A 15,233-nucleotide genomic window follows, 5' to 3' on the forward strand; every position below is an offset into this window, starting at 1 on the left:
CAACTTCATCGAGTACTACAATCACCACAGGCCCCACACCGCACTCAAAGGCGCCTCACCGGTCAGCCGTGTCACCAACCAACCGGGTTAGTACAGCTAGCGTCCTGCCGTAGCGCGCCTGTTCAGGTGCAGCGGGACATAGACCAGGAGGACCACCAGGACGGCAAGGAGTACGCCTCCGGCAGTGAGGCCGGCTGACCGGCCGGCCGTCACGTCGAACACCAGTGCGGCGGTTCCGGCGCTCAGGAGCCCTATGCCGGCAAGCGCAATCTTCGTGATGAAATCGGCGCTCGACACCAGGGTCTCCTTCAGCCGCTTCCGGAACAGCCTCCGGTGCACGCTGACCGGCAGGAGGATAAACGCTGTGGTCAGGGCTGCGATGACCACGTTGACCAGGTACAGGGCCACTTGGAAGTCGTCAAGCTCTTCAAAGCGCGACTGGAACGGCAGGGTCAGCAGGAATCCCGCAAGGATCTGCACGCCGGTCTGCAGCACCCGCAGCTCCTGCAGCAGTTCCGCCCAGTTGCGGTCCATCTGCTCCTCGCGGGTTTCGTTGCGGCCGGTCCGGCCTGTGTAGTCCTCCACGTCGGACATTGCCTCTCCCTCCAGCCCCCACCAGTGCCTGGGTATCCTTCTACTCCCTGCCTACCCACAAGCGGGGGCAATGTTGCACCGCGCCTGCCATTTGATAAGTTTACTGATTATTCGCCCGGAACGGTGGACTTTACTCCGCCGGCCGGGATAGCTTCGAAGGGCCGGTGCACACGCCCTTCGAAACCGACACAGTTGAAACCGACTGACACAGTGGAAAACGACACGGTGGAAACGGACACAGTGAGGAGGCGGACTATGAGCGGGACGGACAAGCAGGCGGACCAGCCGAAGGATCCCCGGGGCGGCTACCACGCAGGGCCTTTTCCGGAGCAGGAACAGAAGCAGCCCGGCCTGACGGCACCCATGGATCCCAAACCGGACCACGGGGAACTCAGTTATGAGGGGCACGGGAAGCTTCAGGGCAAGGCCGCCCTCATCACCGGTGGAGATTCGGGCATCGGCAAGGCGGTGGCCATCGCATTCGCCCGCGAAGGAGCCGACGTGGCCATCTCCTACCTCCCTGAAGAGGAGGAGGACGCCCAGGACACCGCGGACTGGATCCGGAAGGCGGGCCGGCGGGTCCTGCTTTTTGCCGGCGACGGCCGCGAGGAAGAATTCAGTACCCGGATTGTTGACGAAACGGCGGCAGAGTTTGGCCGCCTGGACGTAGTGGTGCTGAACGCCGCGTACCAGAAGAACCGCGAAAGCCTTGAATCGCTGCCCACGGAGGAATTCGACCGGGTCTTTAAGACCAATCTCTACTCGCTGCTGTGGACGGCCAGGGCCGCCGTGCCCCACCTCAAGCCGGGCGCTTCGATCATCACCACGGCCTCGATCCAGGCCTTCAACCCGTCGCCGGGCCTGATCGACTACGCCATGACCAAGGCCGCGCAGGTGGCTTTCACCAAGGCGCTGGCGCAGGAACTGGGGCCCAAGGGGATCCGGGTGAACGCTGTGGCTCCGGGACCCATCTGGACCCCGTTGATCCCGGCCACCGAGTGGCCGGACAAGCTTCCGAAGTTCGGACAGGACACACCGCTGGAACGGGCCGGCCAGCCCGCCGAGCTCGCCGCAGCCTATGTCCTGCTGGCCTCGGAGGACGGGTCCTATATTTCCGGGGCCGTGCTGCCGGTGACCGGCGGAAAGGGCCTCTGAGCAGCCCGGGTCCCATTCAAGGTCCAAGCCACCATCCATCCAACGCACAAGCAGGAGGAATAATGACGCAGGAAAACCAGCAGGCCCAGCCGGAGACCGATCCGGGCGGATACGGCACTCCCACCGCAGAGCAGGAACTGGGAGGTACCCAGGGCGCAGCCAACGGCTCGGCCACCACCGGTGACGGCGGGGCAGGAAGCGTGGACACCAACGAGCCGCAGTCCGGCACCGGCAGCGACCCCCTGCCCCGCGACGTGGACCTTCCTTCGAGTGCGGCTGAAATCGACGAGAACAACGACGATTCAAAGGGGTCCGCTCCCGTGTCCTCTGAGTCCGGGCAGGAAGCAGCGGGCATCCCGGACGGAACCGGCAATGATTTGCCCCGGGAGAAATCCCCGAACGACGACGGCGGGGAAAGCTTCGACGCCGGCTGACCGGGCCGCCGCGGCTGCTTGAGCCCAGCCGCACGAACCGTTGAAGGCCTCCGCCTGCTGTCCACTGTGGCAGCGGCCGGAGGCCTTTGCCGTGGCCGCATACATCCCGGGGATGTGGGTACAGGACACGACGAAACCCATTCGCTATCTATGCCGTGCAGGCGCCCGGAGGTGGGCTGTGAGCAGGAGATCATCAGGACAATGGGCAGGCCGTTGTGGGGTGCCGGAACGGGTGGACGTGGATGTGCTGGTACCCACGTGCAACCGCCCTGCCGAGCTGGCAGTAACACTGTCGGGCCTGGCCGGGCAGGCTGATCCTTCCTTCCGGGTAGTGGTCAGCGACCAGTCCAGCGATGCGCCCGCCTGGGAGCATCCTGCGGCCGCTGCCATGGTTCGGGTCCTCGAAGCCCAGGGCCGGCCGGTCGCACTGCTGCGGCACTTGCCGCGGCGCGGGCTCGCTGAGCACCGCCAGTTCCTGCTCGACCAGTCAAACGCGGCAAAGTGCCTCTTCCTTGACGACGATGTGTGGCTGGAACCTGGCGCGTTGGAGCGGATGAACCGGGCACTTGACGAGCTGGACTGCGGCTTTGTGGGCATGGCGCCGCAGGGCCTGTCCTACCTTGATGACAGGAGGCCGGAGCAAACGGCGGGCTTTGAAGTCTGGGACGGACCCGTAACGCCGGAACGCATTCGTCCCGGCACCCCCGGCTTTGAGCGCTGGCCACTGCACAGTGCCGCAAACCTCAGCCACCTCAGTGCCGATCTTTCCCTGGGGCCGGGGGAGTGGCTGCCGTACCGGGTGGCGTGGCTCGGCGGGTGCGTGCTCTACCAGCGCGATGCACTGCGCGACGCCGGCGGGTTCAGCTTCTGGCCGAGCCTGCCTGCGGATCATGCAGGGGAGGACGTGGTTGCGCAGTGGCAGGTTATGGAGAGGTACGGTGCCGCCGGCATCCTGCCCTCGGGGGCCGTCCACCTTGAGTCCCCCACTACGGTGACGGACCGGCGGGTGGAAGCCTACGACGTCGTCCTCGCCGAAACTGTGGCAGCGTACGCAGGCAACAGCGGCGCCGTCGACTAAGCCGCCGTCGACTAGCCAGGAACTGGGCTGCCCCCTCCCGCCAACGGTGCGATGCGTCGTATTCTGTAATCACGAGGTTTTGCAGTGGGCCGCAGCGCTACAAGCAAGGCGTGCAACATGGCCGCTGAACCCGCCGGACAGATTGGCTGGGGATCGCTCCCACTTCCCCCGGAGCCGGTTTTCGACAGCAAGGACGTGGAAACCTACCTCCAGGAAGTCACCCAGGAGTTTATGAGGGACATCAAGGGTGAGCGCCGCGGCATCGGCTGGGCCGCCACCCTTTTCCGCCTGGGGAAGGCACGCACCCTCGCCGCGAGCAGCGAGCAGGCACGCGAGGCAGACCGGGAACAGTGTTCCTTCGCCGACGGACCCGTCATCGAGGCCCTGCGGAGCGGCGAGTTCGTGCTGTTGTCCGATCTGGGCCGGGACCGGCGGTGGCCCGGGTACGCAAATGCCGCGGCGGGCCATGGCGTGCAGTCGCTTTTGTCAGTGCCCATCGTCTCCGAGGGCCTGACCAGCGCCGCCATTAACCTTTACGCCTCCTCGCCCCATACCTTCGCCAGTGACGATCTCCTCCGCACCCAAAGCTACGCGCGGCAGCTTGCGCGTGCCCTGCGCGTGGTGGTCCGGGTGGCAGAGCGCGCGGAGGCAGCGGCGGGAATTGCCGTGGCACAGAGCTCACTGGTGCTGGTTGACCTGGCGGTGCGAAGCCTGATGGACGAGTACGGGCTCAGCCGTGAGGGTGCCCTGCGCTTCCTGCAGCGCGAGGCTTCGCACCACGAATTGGACCTTCATGGTGCGGCCTTGAATGTTGTGGTGCCAGGGCCCGTAAGGGACGTTTCGGGGCCGCGGCGGGATATGGCCGACGACGTTGAGGACTTCCGCCTGCTGGCTCCGGCCGAGTTGGGCCAACCGCCCGATGCAGGAGCTGGCCGGAACAAGGCCCCTTCCACAACGGCGAAAGGACGGCGGGCATGACCATCGACCAGCAGGAAACCTGGAGCGGAAATACCCCCGGCCAGCGGCACCCCTGGCACCGCTTCGTCGCCCTCGGCGACTCCTACACGGAAGGAATCGGTGACCTCGAACCGCGCAGCATCGGCGGGTACCGGGGCTGGGCTGACAGGGCAGCCGAGGAACTCGCCATCGGGCAGCATGACTTCGCCTACGCCAACCTCGCGGTGCGGGGGATGGTGCTCCAGGAGATCATCGACACGCAGCTCGAGGCTGCCATGGCACTGAAGCCGGACCTCGTGGCGATGTCCGGCGGAGGCAACGACATCGTGTTCCGGCGCGGGGACCCGGACAAACTGGCCGGGAAGATGGACCAGGCCGTTGGCGAACTGACGGAAACCGGGGCCACAGTCATGTTGTTCGCGGCGCCGGACTGGGGCGGGACCCCTGTTCTGGGGCAGGTCCGGGGCCGGCTGGCTATCTACAACGAGCACCTGCACACGATCGGCATGCACCATCAGGCCTTGATGGTGGACCTCTGGTGCCTTCCCGCGCTCAGGGACGCCCGGATGTGGGACAGGGACCGGCTTCACCTGTCGCCGTTGGGCCATCACATTGTTGCCGTTGCCGCGCTCGACGCGCTCGCTGTGCCGCATTCCCTCAAGCCGCTGCAGCCGCGGCCGGTCCCGGCCCATGGCTGGACCCAAGCCAGGGCGGAGGACCTGATCTGGGCGAGGCGGTACTTCTTTCCGTGGGTCCTGCAGAGGCTGCTGCCCCACGGCGGTGAGGCACTGGCGCCGAAGCGTCCGCTGCCCGGGCCGGTCTTCGGTGTGGGCCACGGCGATGCCGGTTCACACGACGCCGCCTAGCCAGCGCTAGCGCTTCTTCGGTGCCCGCTTCTTCGCCGCAGCGTTGATGGCGGCCTTGGCGGCAGGAGGCAACGCGGCCTGCTCGGTTTCAGGTTCCGCCACTGTTCCACGGGCCTTCGCGATGGCCTTCATGCCGTGATAGATCACCAGCGCCGCGGCCGAACCCAAGGCGATCCCCGTGAACTTGAGCTCGCCGACGGTCCAGGTGTAGTCCGCGATGCCGATGATCAGGGCGACGGCGGCGGTGGTCAGGTTCACGGGGTTGGAGAAGTTCACTTTGTTCTGCACCCAGATCTTCACGCCCAGGATGCCGATCATGCCGTAGAGCATGGTGGCCGCACCGCCCAGCACACCCGGCGGGACGGTGGCGATCAGCTCACCGAATTTAGGGGAGAAGCTGAGCAGGATGGCGAAGATGCCCGCCACCCAGTAGGCCGCCGTCGAATAGACCTTGGTGGCGGCCATGACGCCGATGTTTTCCGCGTAGGTGGTGGTGCCGGATCCGCCGCCGAAGCCGGCCAGGACGGTGGCGGCGCCGTCGGCCATCAGCGCGCGGCCGGAGACGCCGTCGAGGTTCTGGCCGGTCATGGCAGCCACCGACTTCACGTGGCCGATGTTCTCGGCGACGAGCACCAGTACCACGGGAACGAACAGGCCCAGGATGCCGAGGTGGAATTCGGGGGCCTGGAACTGGGGCAGGCCCACCCAGGCGGCGGCGTCCATCTTGTCGTAGCTGACCTCCCCGCGGAGCATGGCCACGAGGTAGCCCACCACTACGCCCACCAGGATGCTGAGGCGGCCCAGGATTCCGCGGAAAAGGACGCTGACCAGGATGATGGTGGCCAGCGTGATCACGGCGGTGACCGGGGCGGCGTCGAAATTGTTTTTGGCCGCGGGGGCGAGGTTGAGGCCGATGAGCGCCACGATCGCGCCGGTGACGATGGGCGGCATCAGCCGGTTGATCCAGCCCGCACCGAACTTCTGCACGATGGCGCCCACCAGGGCAAGGACGGCGCCGGCCAGCACCACGCCCCCCAGCGCTCCGGGGACGCCGAACTGCTGCTGCGACGCCATGATGGGGGCGATGAACGCAAAGCTTGAGCCCAGGTAGCTGGGCACACGGCCCTTGGTGATTACCAGGAACAGCAATGTGCCGATGCCGGAGAAGAACAAGGTGGTGGCGGGCGGCATGCCCGTGATGATGGGCACCAGGAAGGTGGCGCCGAACATGGCCACCACGTGCTGCATGCCCACGCCAATGGTCAGCGGCCAGGCAAGCCGCTCATCGGGGGCCACCACGTGGCCAGGCTTGATGGACTTGCCGGTGCCGTGCAGCTTCCATTTGATTCCGAGCATGCTCATGGGCGGAGGCCTTTCAAGGGGGTTGCCGCAGGGGCGAAGAACAACTGGCTCCAGAATACCGCCAAGCTTTCCGCCGCTGGCGGCCAGGCTGCTGCCGGGTGCTGCTGTGGCTAACGTCACGCGCCGTCACGGGAAGAGGACACGGGTAGTTGAAGTTGCAACTATGGAAAGCGAACAGGCCACCCCGGCACGCGGGGCGGCGCAGCGAAAGGTACGCAAATGACTATTGCCCACGAAGAAGCGGTTATCGATTCGGCCGCCGTTGATGCCATTTTCGCCCAGGCCCGCACCGCCAACTCCTTCACCGGAGAGGTGACCGACGAGCAGGCGCAGGCCATCTACGAACTCACCAAGTACGGCCCCACTGCCTTCAACTCGCAGCCGCTGCGCGTGACCTACGTCCGCTCCGCCGAAGCCCGCGCCACCCTCGTAGATGCACTCGCCAACGGGAACAAGGCCAAGACCGCATCCGCCCCGCTCGTGGCGATCCTCAGCTACGACACCGACTGGGCAGGCCAGTGGGACAACTTCCTCCCCGGCTACAACGCCCCGAAGGCCATGTACGACGCCAACCCGGAACTGGCCGCCGCCACGGGCAACAACAACGCCCACCTGCAGGCCGGGTACTTCATCCTGGCCGTCCGGTCGCTCGGTTTCGCTGCGGGCCCCATGACCGGTGCCGATTTCGCCGCCATCGACGCCGCTTTCTTCCCGGCCGGCGACCAGAAGAGCTTCCTGGTGGTCAACATCGGCCAGCCCGCCGAGGACGCCTGGGGCGAAGCCAAGCCCAAGTTCTCCTACGACGAGGTCGTCCGCACCGTCTAACCTCCCCCGGCGGGTGGTCGAGCCTGCCGGAACGCTCTCTCACTTAATGTGCCTTTTCCGCCAATGCTCTCTCATTCGTGAGAGAGCATTGGCGTTTAACCGGCATTAAGTGAGAGAGCTTTGGGGCGGCGGTGGGACAATTGCCGGATGCGGAACCTCATCCTGGTTGCTTTTGTGGAGCCCGTGACGGAGGGGCTGGTGTTCCCGCGCTCCGACTGGCCGCTGCACATCACCCTGGTGAGGTTCGACGTCGGCGCCACAGACGGTGCCGACCCTGCGGAAGGCATCGCAGCACTTGCGGAAGCGCCGGCCGGGGCCGCCCTCGGGGCCCGGCTCACGGTGGGAAACGACGCGGGGTTCGGCCGGAACGGCTCCGTTCCCGTCAGCCTGATCCAGCCGCAACGGGACCTGCAAACCCTGCACGAGCAGTTGGTCGCGGCGGTCGGCAGCCTGGGCGGCAAAGTCCTCACCCCCGCCCACACCCTGTCCGGCTACCGGCCCCACGTGTCACACCACGGTGACAAACGGCTATACCCGGGAGACGTCGTGGTTCTTGACTGGATCGCGCTGGTGGACATGGCGCCGGACGGTGACCGTACCGTCCGGCGTGTCCTCCGGCTCTGGGGCCGGGACGAAACAGCCGGGGCGAAGAACCCTAGGCGATGACGCTGTCCACCAACGCCTTGGCTTCGGCCTGGACCTGCTTGAGGTGGTCCTCGCCTTTGAAGGACTCGGCGTAGATCTTGTAGACATCCTCGGTGCCGGACGGGCGGGCGGCGAACCAGGCGTTCTCCGTGACCACCTTCAGGCCGCCGATGGAGGCACCGTTGCCGGGTGCTTCGGTGAGCTTGGCGGTAATGGCCTCGCCCGCCAGTTCCGTGGCCGTAACGTCCGTCGGCGAGAGCTTGCCCAGTGCCGACTTCTGCTCGCGCGTTGCGGCGGCGTCGATACGGGCATAAACGGGGGCACCGAACTGGTCCGTCAGGCCCTTGTAGAGCTGCGACGGGGACTTGCCGGTGACTGCCGTGATTTCCGAGGCGAGCAAGGCCAGCAGGATGCCGTCCTTGTCCGTGGTCCAGACGCTGCCGTCCTTTTTGTTGAAGGAAGCACCGGCGGATTCCTCGCCGCCGAACGCGCCCTCGCCGGAGAGCAGGCCGGGCACAAACCATTTGAAGCCCACCGGGACCTCCACGAGCTTGCGTCCCAGGCTCTCGGCGACGCGGTCGATGATGGAGGAAGACACCAGGGTCTTGCCCACCACGGACCCGGGGTTCCAGCCGCTGCGGTTCCGGTACAGGTAGTCGATGGCGACGGCGAGGTAGTGGTTCGGATTCATCAGCCCGCCATCGGGGGTAACGATGCCGTGCCTGTCTGCGTCTGCGTCGTTGCCGGTGGCAACATCGAAAGCGGCGCCAGCACCACCGTCGGACATGCGCTTGATCAGCGAGGCCATAGCCGCCGGGGAGGAGCAGTCCATCCGGATCTTCTCGTCCCAGTCCAGGGTCATAAAGGCCCACTGCGGGTCCACGGTGGGGTTGACCACGGTCAGGTTCAGCTGGTGGCGCTCGGCGATCTCGCCCCAGTAGTCCACGGACGCTCCGCCCATGGGGTCGGCCCCGATCCGGACCCCGGCTTCGCGGATGGCATCCAGGCCCAGGACCGAGGGGAGATTGTCCACGTAGCTGCTGAGGAAGTCGAATTTGCCTGTGGTGTCGGCGGCCAGGGCCTCGGCCACTGCTACCCGCTTGACACCGCGGAGGCCGTTTTCGAGCAGTTCGTTGGCGCGGTTGGCGATCCAGCCGGTGGCGTCCGAATCGGCGGGTCCGCCGTGCGGGGGGTTGTACTTGAAGCCGCCGTCGCCCGGCGGGTTGTGGCTGGGCGTGACCACGATGCCATCAGCCTGGGGTGCCCCGGCGCCGGCATTCCGGTTGTAGGTGAGGATGGCGTGGCTCAGGGCGGGGGTGGGGGTGTAGCCGTGGCGCGCATCGATCAGGACCTGCACACCGTTGGCGGCGAGCACCTCAAGGGCCGAGTTCTGTGCCGGCTCGCTCAGGGCGTGGGTGTCCTTGGCCAGGAACAACGGCCCCGTAACGCCCTGCGCCGCCCGGTATTCCACAATCGCCTGGGTGATGGCGACGATGTGCTTTTCATTGAATGACGCCTTGAGGCTGGAACCGCGGTGCCCGGACGTGCCAAACACCACGCGCTGGCCGGGATCACCCAGATCCGGCGAGATGTCGTAATACGCGTCAAGAAGCGCAGTGATGTCAACAAGGTCCTGGGGTTGGGCAACTGTACCCGCGCGGCTAGCCATGGGACCAGCATGCCAGAAGGGAGCCACAGTCAAAACGACCAGGCCCAAATCCGGCCCATGTGTCCGGCCCTGTGACGGCGCAGCGTCATCAAAACAAGTAGCCAACCTGAGTACAGGCCCCGCAAAGTACTTATATACCGCCGCCTTCGCGCCCTGTTACTTTCGAAAAAATCGGGCGGAATGTCCGGGAGCTAAAGGACGACGGCGGCCTTCCGCCGTCATATGTGCGGCAGGGAAGCAGGGACGGCCATGGGGGCAGGGGACGGGGCAGCGGAGCAGTCCAGGCTGGCGGCCGAACGGGTTGCCAGGTTGAAGCGGCAGCTCGACCAAGCCGAACGCACCACCAAAGCCTGGGACGCAGGCGCCGTCGGTGAGCGCGTTGTGGCGGAGAAGCTCAGCGAATTGGTCCCCCGCGGCTGGTACGTGCTGCATGACGTCCACTGGCCCGGCCGGCCGAAAGCGAACCTCGACCATGTCCTCGTAGGGCCCGGCGGCGTGGTGGTGGTGGACGCCAAGAACTGGACCGGCGAAGTCAGGGTTGCGTCCGGCGTGCTGTGGCAGGGTCGGTACGCACGCACGCAGGCGGTGGAAGGGGCACTGGCCCAATGCGCCGCCGTCGCCTCCGTTCTTGCGCCGCCGCACCGCCGGACCGTGCGCCCCCTGATTTGTATGGCGGCACAGCCGGACCTCTTCGGCGTGACCAACTCGGATGTTGCCGTAGTGGGAGCCCAGCGGGTGGTGGGCGCCATCGAAGCCTTGCCTCCGGTCCTGGACCAGCAGACGGTGGTGGGGCTCTACGCGCACCTTGGACAGCAACTCACGCACGAGCAGGAGCCTGGCATCACGGCCTTCCGGAGCGTTCGGCCCGGGACAGTGGTAAGGCCGGTGGACCCACGGCCCGCCCCGTCAGTTACAGGCGGTCCGGGGACGGCGGAACCGCGCCCCGTGCCCGCCCGAACAGTGTCACGCCGTGCCGGGTCAGGAAGTTCCGCAGTCCGGGGGTATCCCCCGAACGCGCGTGCGGGCGCACGCAAAGCCAAGGGCCGCCAGCGCGGCACAACTGGGGGCGGACGCCTGGCCGTCCTCGCTGCCTTCGTCATCTTTGCCGTGTACGTGCTGCCCTACCTGGGACGTTGACCTGTTCGCGGCGGTAGTCTGGAAGCAAAACTTCCAGGGGGACAACTTTGACTGACCAGCCCGCCCACCGGCCTGAATCCCAGCACCCTGACGGCAACCCGCCATCGGGCTTTGAACCGCGGTTCGCCCCGCCGTTTGGTCCGGAGGCCACGTCCCAGTCCCAGTACGGACAGGATCAGTACGGAAAGGATCAGTACAGGCAGGGCAACTATGGCGAGGGCGGCTACGGCCAGAACCCCTACGAAGGACAGGGTCAGTACGCCGCTTACAACCAGCCGCCCAGCCCGTACGGCCAGCAGGGCCCCTACGCCCAGCCCGGCTACTACGGCATGCCGGCCGAACCGAAGACGCTCAGCATCGCCAGCATGGTGTGCGGCATTGCCTCGGTGATCATGGGCTTCATCCTGCTGCCGCAGATCGCCGCAATCGTCACCGGCCACCTGGCGCTTAAGCGGGAGCCGTCCGGCAAGGGCATGTCCATCACCGGCCTGGTGCTCGGATACCTGTGTCTTTTGGGCTATGGCGCGTTCTGGCTGCTGGCCATCATCGGCCTGGCCATCGCCAGTTCCACCAGCAGTTCCTCCTACACCTTCTAAACCTGCAGATGCCCCATCACTTTTGGTCCCCAAGATGCGGTTTTAGGGACCAAAAGTGATGGGGCATTTTTAGTTCTTCAGGCTTTGCCGCCGGCTGCAAGCGGAACGGTGTCCTCCGCAGAGCTGTCCTGGTACGCACTGTCCGGATAAATGGATTCGGCCGGCGCCCGGTTGGTGGCCTTTGCCCAGGGGTAGTAGACGGCGAGGGTGACGGCGATCCCCACCAGCCATGAGATGTCCGCTCCGCCCAGCCATTTAGTGACCGGTCCCGTGTAGAGTGCCTGCGCGAGGAACGGGATCTGGACCAGTACGCCCACCCCGTAGGACACCAGCGCGGCCATGTTCCAGCGCCCGTACCGGCCGTCCGGATTGTAGAGGGCCGGGATATCCAGCCGGTCGCGGGAGATCTTGTAGTAGTCCACCAGGTTGATCACGGACCAGGGCGTGAACACCATCAAAAGCAGCAGGACGAAGTTCTTGAACAGGTTCAGGAAGTCCTTGCTCGCAAACAGCGCGATCAGGACGCTGGCCCCGATAACGGCGATGATAAAGACGATCCGCAACGTCTTCGATACCGTGTCCTTGCGGTTGACCGCGGTGCTGATGGTGACCCCGCACATAAACGCGCCGTAGGCGTTCAGGCAGTTGACGGTGAGTTTGCCCGTGACGATCACCAGGTAGATAAAGACGGCGATCAGCCCGCCGCCGGCGAGGTCGCCCATGTACCCCACCTGGTTCTTCAGGAAGTCCCCGCCCAGTTTTGCGGCAGAGAGCCCGCCGGCGAGGGCGCCCAGGGTCATGGCCCACTGCGCACCGCCCACGGATCCCGCGAATGTGTACCAGAAGGTCTTGCGCTCGGAGGTGTCGGCGGGAAGGTAGCGGGAGTAGTCGGCCACGTACGGACCAAAGGTCAGCTGCCAGCCGGCGCCGAGGGCGATCGCGGTCAGGAACGTGGGCCATTCGAACCCCTTGACCATCATCACCTGGGTGACGTCGAACTTGGTGAGGACGGCGACAGTCAGGTAGAGGAAGCCTGCCAGCCCCATCACCGTGGCGATGCGTCCGAGGGCATGGATGTACTTGTAGCCAAGGATCGCGAGCAGGGCCGTCGCGGCGCCGAAGATGAGGATGCCGACGGCGGGAACGTCCACGCCGAGCATCAGGTTGATGGCCTGTCCGGAGAGCACGGTTCCGGTGGAGGCGAACCCCACGTACATCAGGATCACCAGGGCAAGCGGGATCACGGCCCCGTACACGCCGAACTGCGCCCGGCTGGAGATCATCTGCGGCAGTCCCAGCTTTGGTCCCTGGGCCGAGTGCAGGGCCATAACAGCCCCGCCCACCACGTTGCCCACCAGCAGGCCCACAATCGCCCAGAAGGCATCGGCGCCGAAAACCACCGCCAGTGCACCGTCGACGATTGCGGTGATTTGGGCGTTGGCGCCGAACCAGAGCGTGAACTGCCCCCGCGGATGGCCGTGGCGCTCGCCGGGCGGAATCATTTCAATTGATCGTGCCTCTACGGCACTGCTTGCTGCGGCCATGGCCAACTCCTTGTGATAAACGTTCGTTCAATCACACCGGGTCAGGCGGCCAATGAGAACCGGAATCAACGCGGCTTTGTCCGGGATAGGAGACAGGGGAGGCAGGTTTCGGCGTGTCGCTGCCGGGACGCGGTCAGCGGAGCAGCTCCACATCCGAGACGAGCTCGATGTGCGCCAGCATGGCTTCGGCCGCCCCTTCCGGATCCTGCGCGCGGATGGCATCGGCGATTTTGCGGTGTGAAGCCAGGGACTGTTCGGGGCGGCCGGGCTGGCCGAGCGACTCCATCCTTGTCTCAAGGATCATCTCGGCGATGAACGCCATGAGCTGCGCCAGCACGCTGGAATGAGCGGCGCCAGTGACGGCCTGGTGGAACAGCTCGTCGCCGTGGGTGCCGCGGTCGCCGTCGTTGATCTCCTGGGACATCACATCCAGGGCGTGGTCTATTGCCGCGAGGTCATCCTCCGTGCGCCGGGCGGCGGCGAGGGCCGCGAGTTTCACCTCCAGCGTGCTGCGGGCCTCCACGATCTCCGGGAGCCGGCTGCGGTGTTCGCGCAACCCCTTGATCACGGAGGCAACACTGGGCCGCCGCGCCAGCACGGCACCGGTTCCGTGCTGGACATCGATGACTCCGAGCACCTCAAGGGCCACCAGGGCCTGGGCCAGGGTGGCACGGGAAACGCCAAGCCGCTCGGCCAGGTCACGTTCCGCGGGCAGGAGATCACCTGGACCCAGCTGGGCCGATTCGATATACGCGAGGATCTGCTCCACCAGCTGTTCGTACAGCCGGGGGCGGGTCACCCGCTCCAGTCCAAGCCGCGCTGTCTTCTCCACAAAGCCTCGTCTACGTCGTAGGTCCTCCCAGAATACATGCCTCTTCCTATTGACAGATAGACTCACTGTCTAAGAGGCTAGTCCAGTGAGCCAGTTACTCACGTCACATTCTTCTTTCCCCAACGGAGGACCAACGATGTCCGCTCCTGTCTTGTCGATCATCATCCTGGCGGCGATGTTCCTGCTTGCCACCGTCCTGCCCCTCAATATGGGCGCGCTCGCCTTCGTCGGCGCGTTCCTGCTCGGCGCCGTGGTGCTGGGCATGTCCACCAACGAGATCCTGGCCAACTTCCCCGGCGGCCTCTTCCTGACCATCGTTGGCGTCACTTATCTGTTCGCCATTGCCCAGAACAACGGCACCATCGACCTCCTCGTGCGTGGTGCCGTCCGGCTCGTGGGAAGCCGGGTGGCCCTCATCCCCTGGGTCATGTTCGCCATCACCGCAGTCATCACGGCCGTGGGCGCACTGTCTCCCGCCGCCGTCGCCATCATTGCCCCCATCGCGCTCAGCTTCGCCGGGAAGTACAAGATTAGCCCGCTCCTGATGGGCATGATGGTGATCCACGGCGCCCAGGCCGGCGGCTTCTCGCCCATCGCCGTCTACGGCGTCACGGTCAACGGCATTCTTGCAAAGACCGACCTGGCCTTCAGCCCCACCGCACTGTTCCTTTCCAGCTTCGTCTTCAACCTCCTCATCGCGCTGGTCCTCTTTGTTGTCCTGGGCGGCCGCGGACTGCTGTCCTCCAAGGTGGGGCACTTCGTGGAGCAGGCCGCCGAGGCGCGGATGGCCGTCAGCGTCGGAGCCAAGGCCGGCTCCGATGTGCCGTTCAAGGGCTTCGGCTCCGGCATGTATGGCCCCCGGGATCCCGCGGGCGACGGCGTCGCGGCCACCAAAGAGCGCTCCGAGCGGATCCCGCAACTGGTCACCATCGCCGGCCTGGTGGCACTGGCCGTCATCGCCCTCGGGTTCAAGGTGGACGTCGGGTTCGTGTCCATCACCATCGCCATCGTGCTGGCGCTTGTCTCGCCGGCAGCCCAGAAAGGTGCCATCAACAAGATCAGCTGGTCTACCGTGCTGCTGATCTGCGGCATGCTCACCTTCGTTGGCGTACTGGAGGAAGCCGGAACCATCGAGTTCGTCTCCAACGGCGTGGCCGGCATGGGCATGCCGCTGCTGGCGGCCCTGCTCATCTGCTTCATCGGCGCCGTGGTTTCCGCCTTCGCTTCGTCCACCGCCATCCTGGCGGCCCTGATCCCGCTCGCCGTGCCGTTCCTTTCCACCGGTGAAATTGGGGCCGTTGGCGTCATCTGCGCGCTCGCCGTTTCCGCCACCATCGTGGACGTTTCCCCGTTTTCCACCAATGGCGCGCTGGTGCTCGCCAACGCCCCCGAAGGCGTGGACAAGGACCGGTTCTACAAAAAGATCCTTGGCTACAGCGGCATCGTGATCGTCGCCGGGCCCGTCCTGGCGTGGCTGGCACTGGTGGTGCCCGGATGGCTGTAGCTGGCCGGCCGCGCCAAACTTCCCCGCCTGTTCGA

15 protein-coding genes are annotated in these 15,233 nt (G+C 65.9%); 10 read left to right on the forward strand and 5 right to left on the reverse strand.

Annotation, left to right across the window (positions count from 1 at the left end; all coding sequences use genetic code 11):
- Positions 1-96: 96 nt before the first annotated feature.
- On the reverse strand, positions 97-594 hold the full coding sequence (locus BMX78_RS13835; RefSeq protein ID WP_091420270.1) for a DUF6328 family protein: 498 nt from the start codon (positions 592-594) through the stop codon (positions 97-99).
- Positions 595-849: 255 nt separating this feature from the next.
- Between BMX78_RS13835 and BMX78_RS13840 the strand changes: the two genes are divergently transcribed.
- The 5 genes from BMX78_RS13840 (at position 850) to BMX78_RS13860 (ending at position 5,084) form a co-directional block, all read left to right on the forward strand.
- Positions 850-1,749 (forward strand): SDR family oxidoreductase, encoded by a 900-nt coding sequence (locus BMX78_RS13840; RefSeq protein WP_091420272.1) that lies wholly within the window; start codon positions 850-852, stop codon positions 1,747-1,749.
- 62 nt (positions 1,750-1,811) lie between these two features.
- Positions 1,812-2,183, forward strand: coding sequence for a hypothetical protein (locus tag BMX78_RS13845; RefSeq protein ID WP_091420274.1), 372 nt, complete (start codon positions 1,812-1,814; stop codon positions 2,181-2,183).
- A 178-nt stretch (positions 2,184-2,361) separates the two neighbouring features.
- Positions 2,362-3,261 (forward strand): glycosyltransferase family A protein, encoded by a 900-nt coding sequence (locus BMX78_RS13850; protein WP_286138999.1) that lies wholly within the window; start codon positions 2,362-2,364, stop codon positions 3,259-3,261.
- Between the two features lie 117 nt (positions 3,262-3,378).
- The gene (locus tag BMX78_RS13855; protein WP_091420276.1) at positions 3,379-4,239 is read left to right on the forward strand and encodes a GAF domain-containing protein; all 861 of its coding nucleotides are present in this window, start codon (positions 3,379-3,381) and stop codon (positions 4,237-4,239) included.
- A complete protein-coding gene (locus tag BMX78_RS13860) occupies positions 4,236-5,084 on the forward strand; it encodes an SGNH/GDSL hydrolase family protein (RefSeq protein WP_091420277.1) in 849 nt (282 codons plus the stop codon). Before BMX78_RS13855 ends, BMX78_RS13860 begins: the two co-directional genes overlap by 4 nt.
- A gap of 6 nt (positions 5,085-5,090) precedes the next feature.
- Here BMX78_RS13860 and BMX78_RS13865 read toward each other — a convergent pair whose 3' ends face one another.
- The gene (locus tag BMX78_RS13865) at positions 5,091-6,446 is read right to left on the reverse strand and encodes a uracil-xanthine permease family protein (protein ID WP_091420279.1); all 1,356 of its coding nucleotides are present in this window, start codon (positions 6,444-6,446) and stop codon (positions 5,091-5,093) included.
- Positions 6,447-6,665: 219 nt separating this feature from the next.
- On the opposite strand from BMX78_RS13865, the gene BMX78_RS13870 reads away from it, so the two are divergent.
- Both BMX78_RS13870 and BMX78_RS13875 read left to right on the forward strand, forming a co-directional pair.
- Positions 6,666-7,271, forward strand: a complete 606-nt coding sequence (locus BMX78_RS13870; RefSeq protein ID WP_091420281.1) for a malonic semialdehyde reductase — start codon at positions 6,666-6,668, stop codon at positions 7,269-7,271.
- Between the two features lie 147 nt (positions 7,272-7,418).
- Positions 7,419-7,937: a 2'-5' RNA ligase family protein gene (locus BMX78_RS13875; protein ID WP_091420282.1), complete on the forward strand. Its 519-nt coding sequence runs from the start codon at positions 7,419-7,421 to the stop codon at positions 7,935-7,937.
- Here the strand turns inward: BMX78_RS13875 and pgm are convergent.
- Complete coding sequence (gene pgm / locus BMX78_RS13880; protein WP_091420284.1) at positions 7,927-9,585, reverse strand: phosphoglucomutase (alpha-D-glucose-1,6-bisphosphate-dependent); 1,659 nt, start codon at positions 9,583-9,585, stop codon at positions 7,927-7,929. The genes BMX78_RS13875 and pgm overlap by 11 nt on opposite strands.
- A gap of 249 nt (positions 9,586-9,834) precedes the next feature.
- Between pgm and BMX78_RS13885 the strand changes: the two genes are divergently transcribed.
- Both BMX78_RS13885 and BMX78_RS13890 read left to right on the forward strand, forming a co-directional pair.
- Entirely contained in the window at positions 9,835-10,722 is an 888-nt protein-coding gene (locus tag BMX78_RS13885) for a nuclease-related domain-containing protein (protein WP_091420286.1), read from the forward strand.
- 47 nt (positions 10,723-10,769) lie between these two features.
- Positions 10,770-11,318, forward strand: a complete 549-nt coding sequence (locus BMX78_RS13890) for a DUF4190 domain-containing protein (RefSeq protein ID WP_091420287.1) — start codon at positions 10,770-10,772, stop codon at positions 11,316-11,318.
- A gap of 77 nt (positions 11,319-11,395) precedes the next feature.
- On the opposite strand, the gene BMX78_RS13895 is transcribed toward BMX78_RS13890, so the two are convergent.
- Together BMX78_RS13895 and BMX78_RS13900 are read right to left on the reverse strand one after the other, a co-directional pair.
- Positions 11,396-12,862, reverse strand: coding sequence for a purine-cytosine permease family protein (locus BMX78_RS13895; protein ID WP_091420288.1), 1,467 nt, complete (start codon positions 12,860-12,862; stop codon positions 11,396-11,398).
- Between the two features lie 133 nt (positions 12,863-12,995).
- On the reverse strand, positions 12,996-13,694 hold the full coding sequence (locus BMX78_RS13900; protein WP_091420289.1) for a FadR/GntR family transcriptional regulator: 699 nt from the start codon (positions 13,692-13,694) through the stop codon (positions 12,996-12,998).
- Positions 13,695-13,830: 136 nt separating this feature from the next.
- Between BMX78_RS13900 and BMX78_RS13905 the strand changes: the two genes are divergently transcribed.
- Entirely contained in the window at positions 13,831-15,198 is a 1,368-nt protein-coding gene (locus BMX78_RS13905) for an SLC13 family permease (protein ID WP_091420290.1), read from the forward strand.
- Positions 15,199-15,233 lie beyond the last annotated feature (35 nt).

Source organism: Arthrobacter sp. OV608 (genome assembly GCA_900110595.1).
Classification (GTDB): Bacteria; Actinomycetota; Actinomycetes; order Actinomycetales; family Micrococcaceae; genus Arthrobacter.

Bases quoted from the DNA above. Each gene is read 5' to 3' on its own strand.
- BMX78_RS13835 (WP_091420270.1), bottom strand. From the start codon at position 594: ATGTCCGACGTGGAGGACTACACAGGCCGGACCGGCCGCAACGAAACC.
- BMX78_RS13840 (WP_091420272.1), top strand. From the start codon at position 850: ATGAGCGGGACGGACAAGCAGGCGGACCAGCCGAAGGATCCCCGGGGC.
- BMX78_RS13845 (WP_091420274.1), top strand. From the start codon at position 1,812: ATGACGCAGGAAAACCAGCAGGCCCAGCCGGAGACCGATCCGGGCGGA.
- BMX78_RS13855 (WP_091420276.1), top strand. From the start codon at position 3,379: ATGGCCGCTGAACCCGCCGGACAGATTGGCTGGGGATCGCTCCCACTT.
- BMX78_RS13860 (WP_091420277.1), top strand. From the start codon at position 4,236: ATGACCATCGACCAGCAGGAAACCTGGAGCGGAAATACCCCCGGCCAG.
- BMX78_RS13865 (WP_091420279.1), bottom strand. From the start codon at position 6,446: ATGAGCATGCTCGGAATCAAATGGAAGCTGCACGGCACCGGCAAGTCC.
- BMX78_RS13870 (WP_091420281.1), top strand. From the start codon at position 6,666: ATGACTATTGCCCACGAAGAAGCGGTTATCGATTCGGCCGCCGTTGAT.
- BMX78_RS13875 (WP_091420282.1), top strand. From the start codon at position 7,419: ATGCGGAACCTCATCCTGGTTGCTTTTGTGGAGCCCGTGACGGAGGGG.
- pgm (WP_091420284.1), bottom strand. From the start codon at position 9,585: ATGGCTAGCCGCGCGGGTACAGTTGCCCAACCCCAGGACCTTGTTGAC.
- BMX78_RS13885 (WP_091420286.1), top strand. From the start codon at position 9,835: ATGGGGGCAGGGGACGGGGCAGCGGAGCAGTCCAGGCTGGCGGCCGAA.
- BMX78_RS13895 (WP_091420288.1), bottom strand. From the start codon at position 12,862: ATGGCCGCAGCAAGCAGTGCCGTAGAGGCACGATCAATTGAAATGATT.
- BMX78_RS13905 (WP_091420290.1), top strand. From the start codon at position 13,831: ATGTCCGCTCCTGTCTTGTCGATCATCATCCTGGCGGCGATGTTCCTG.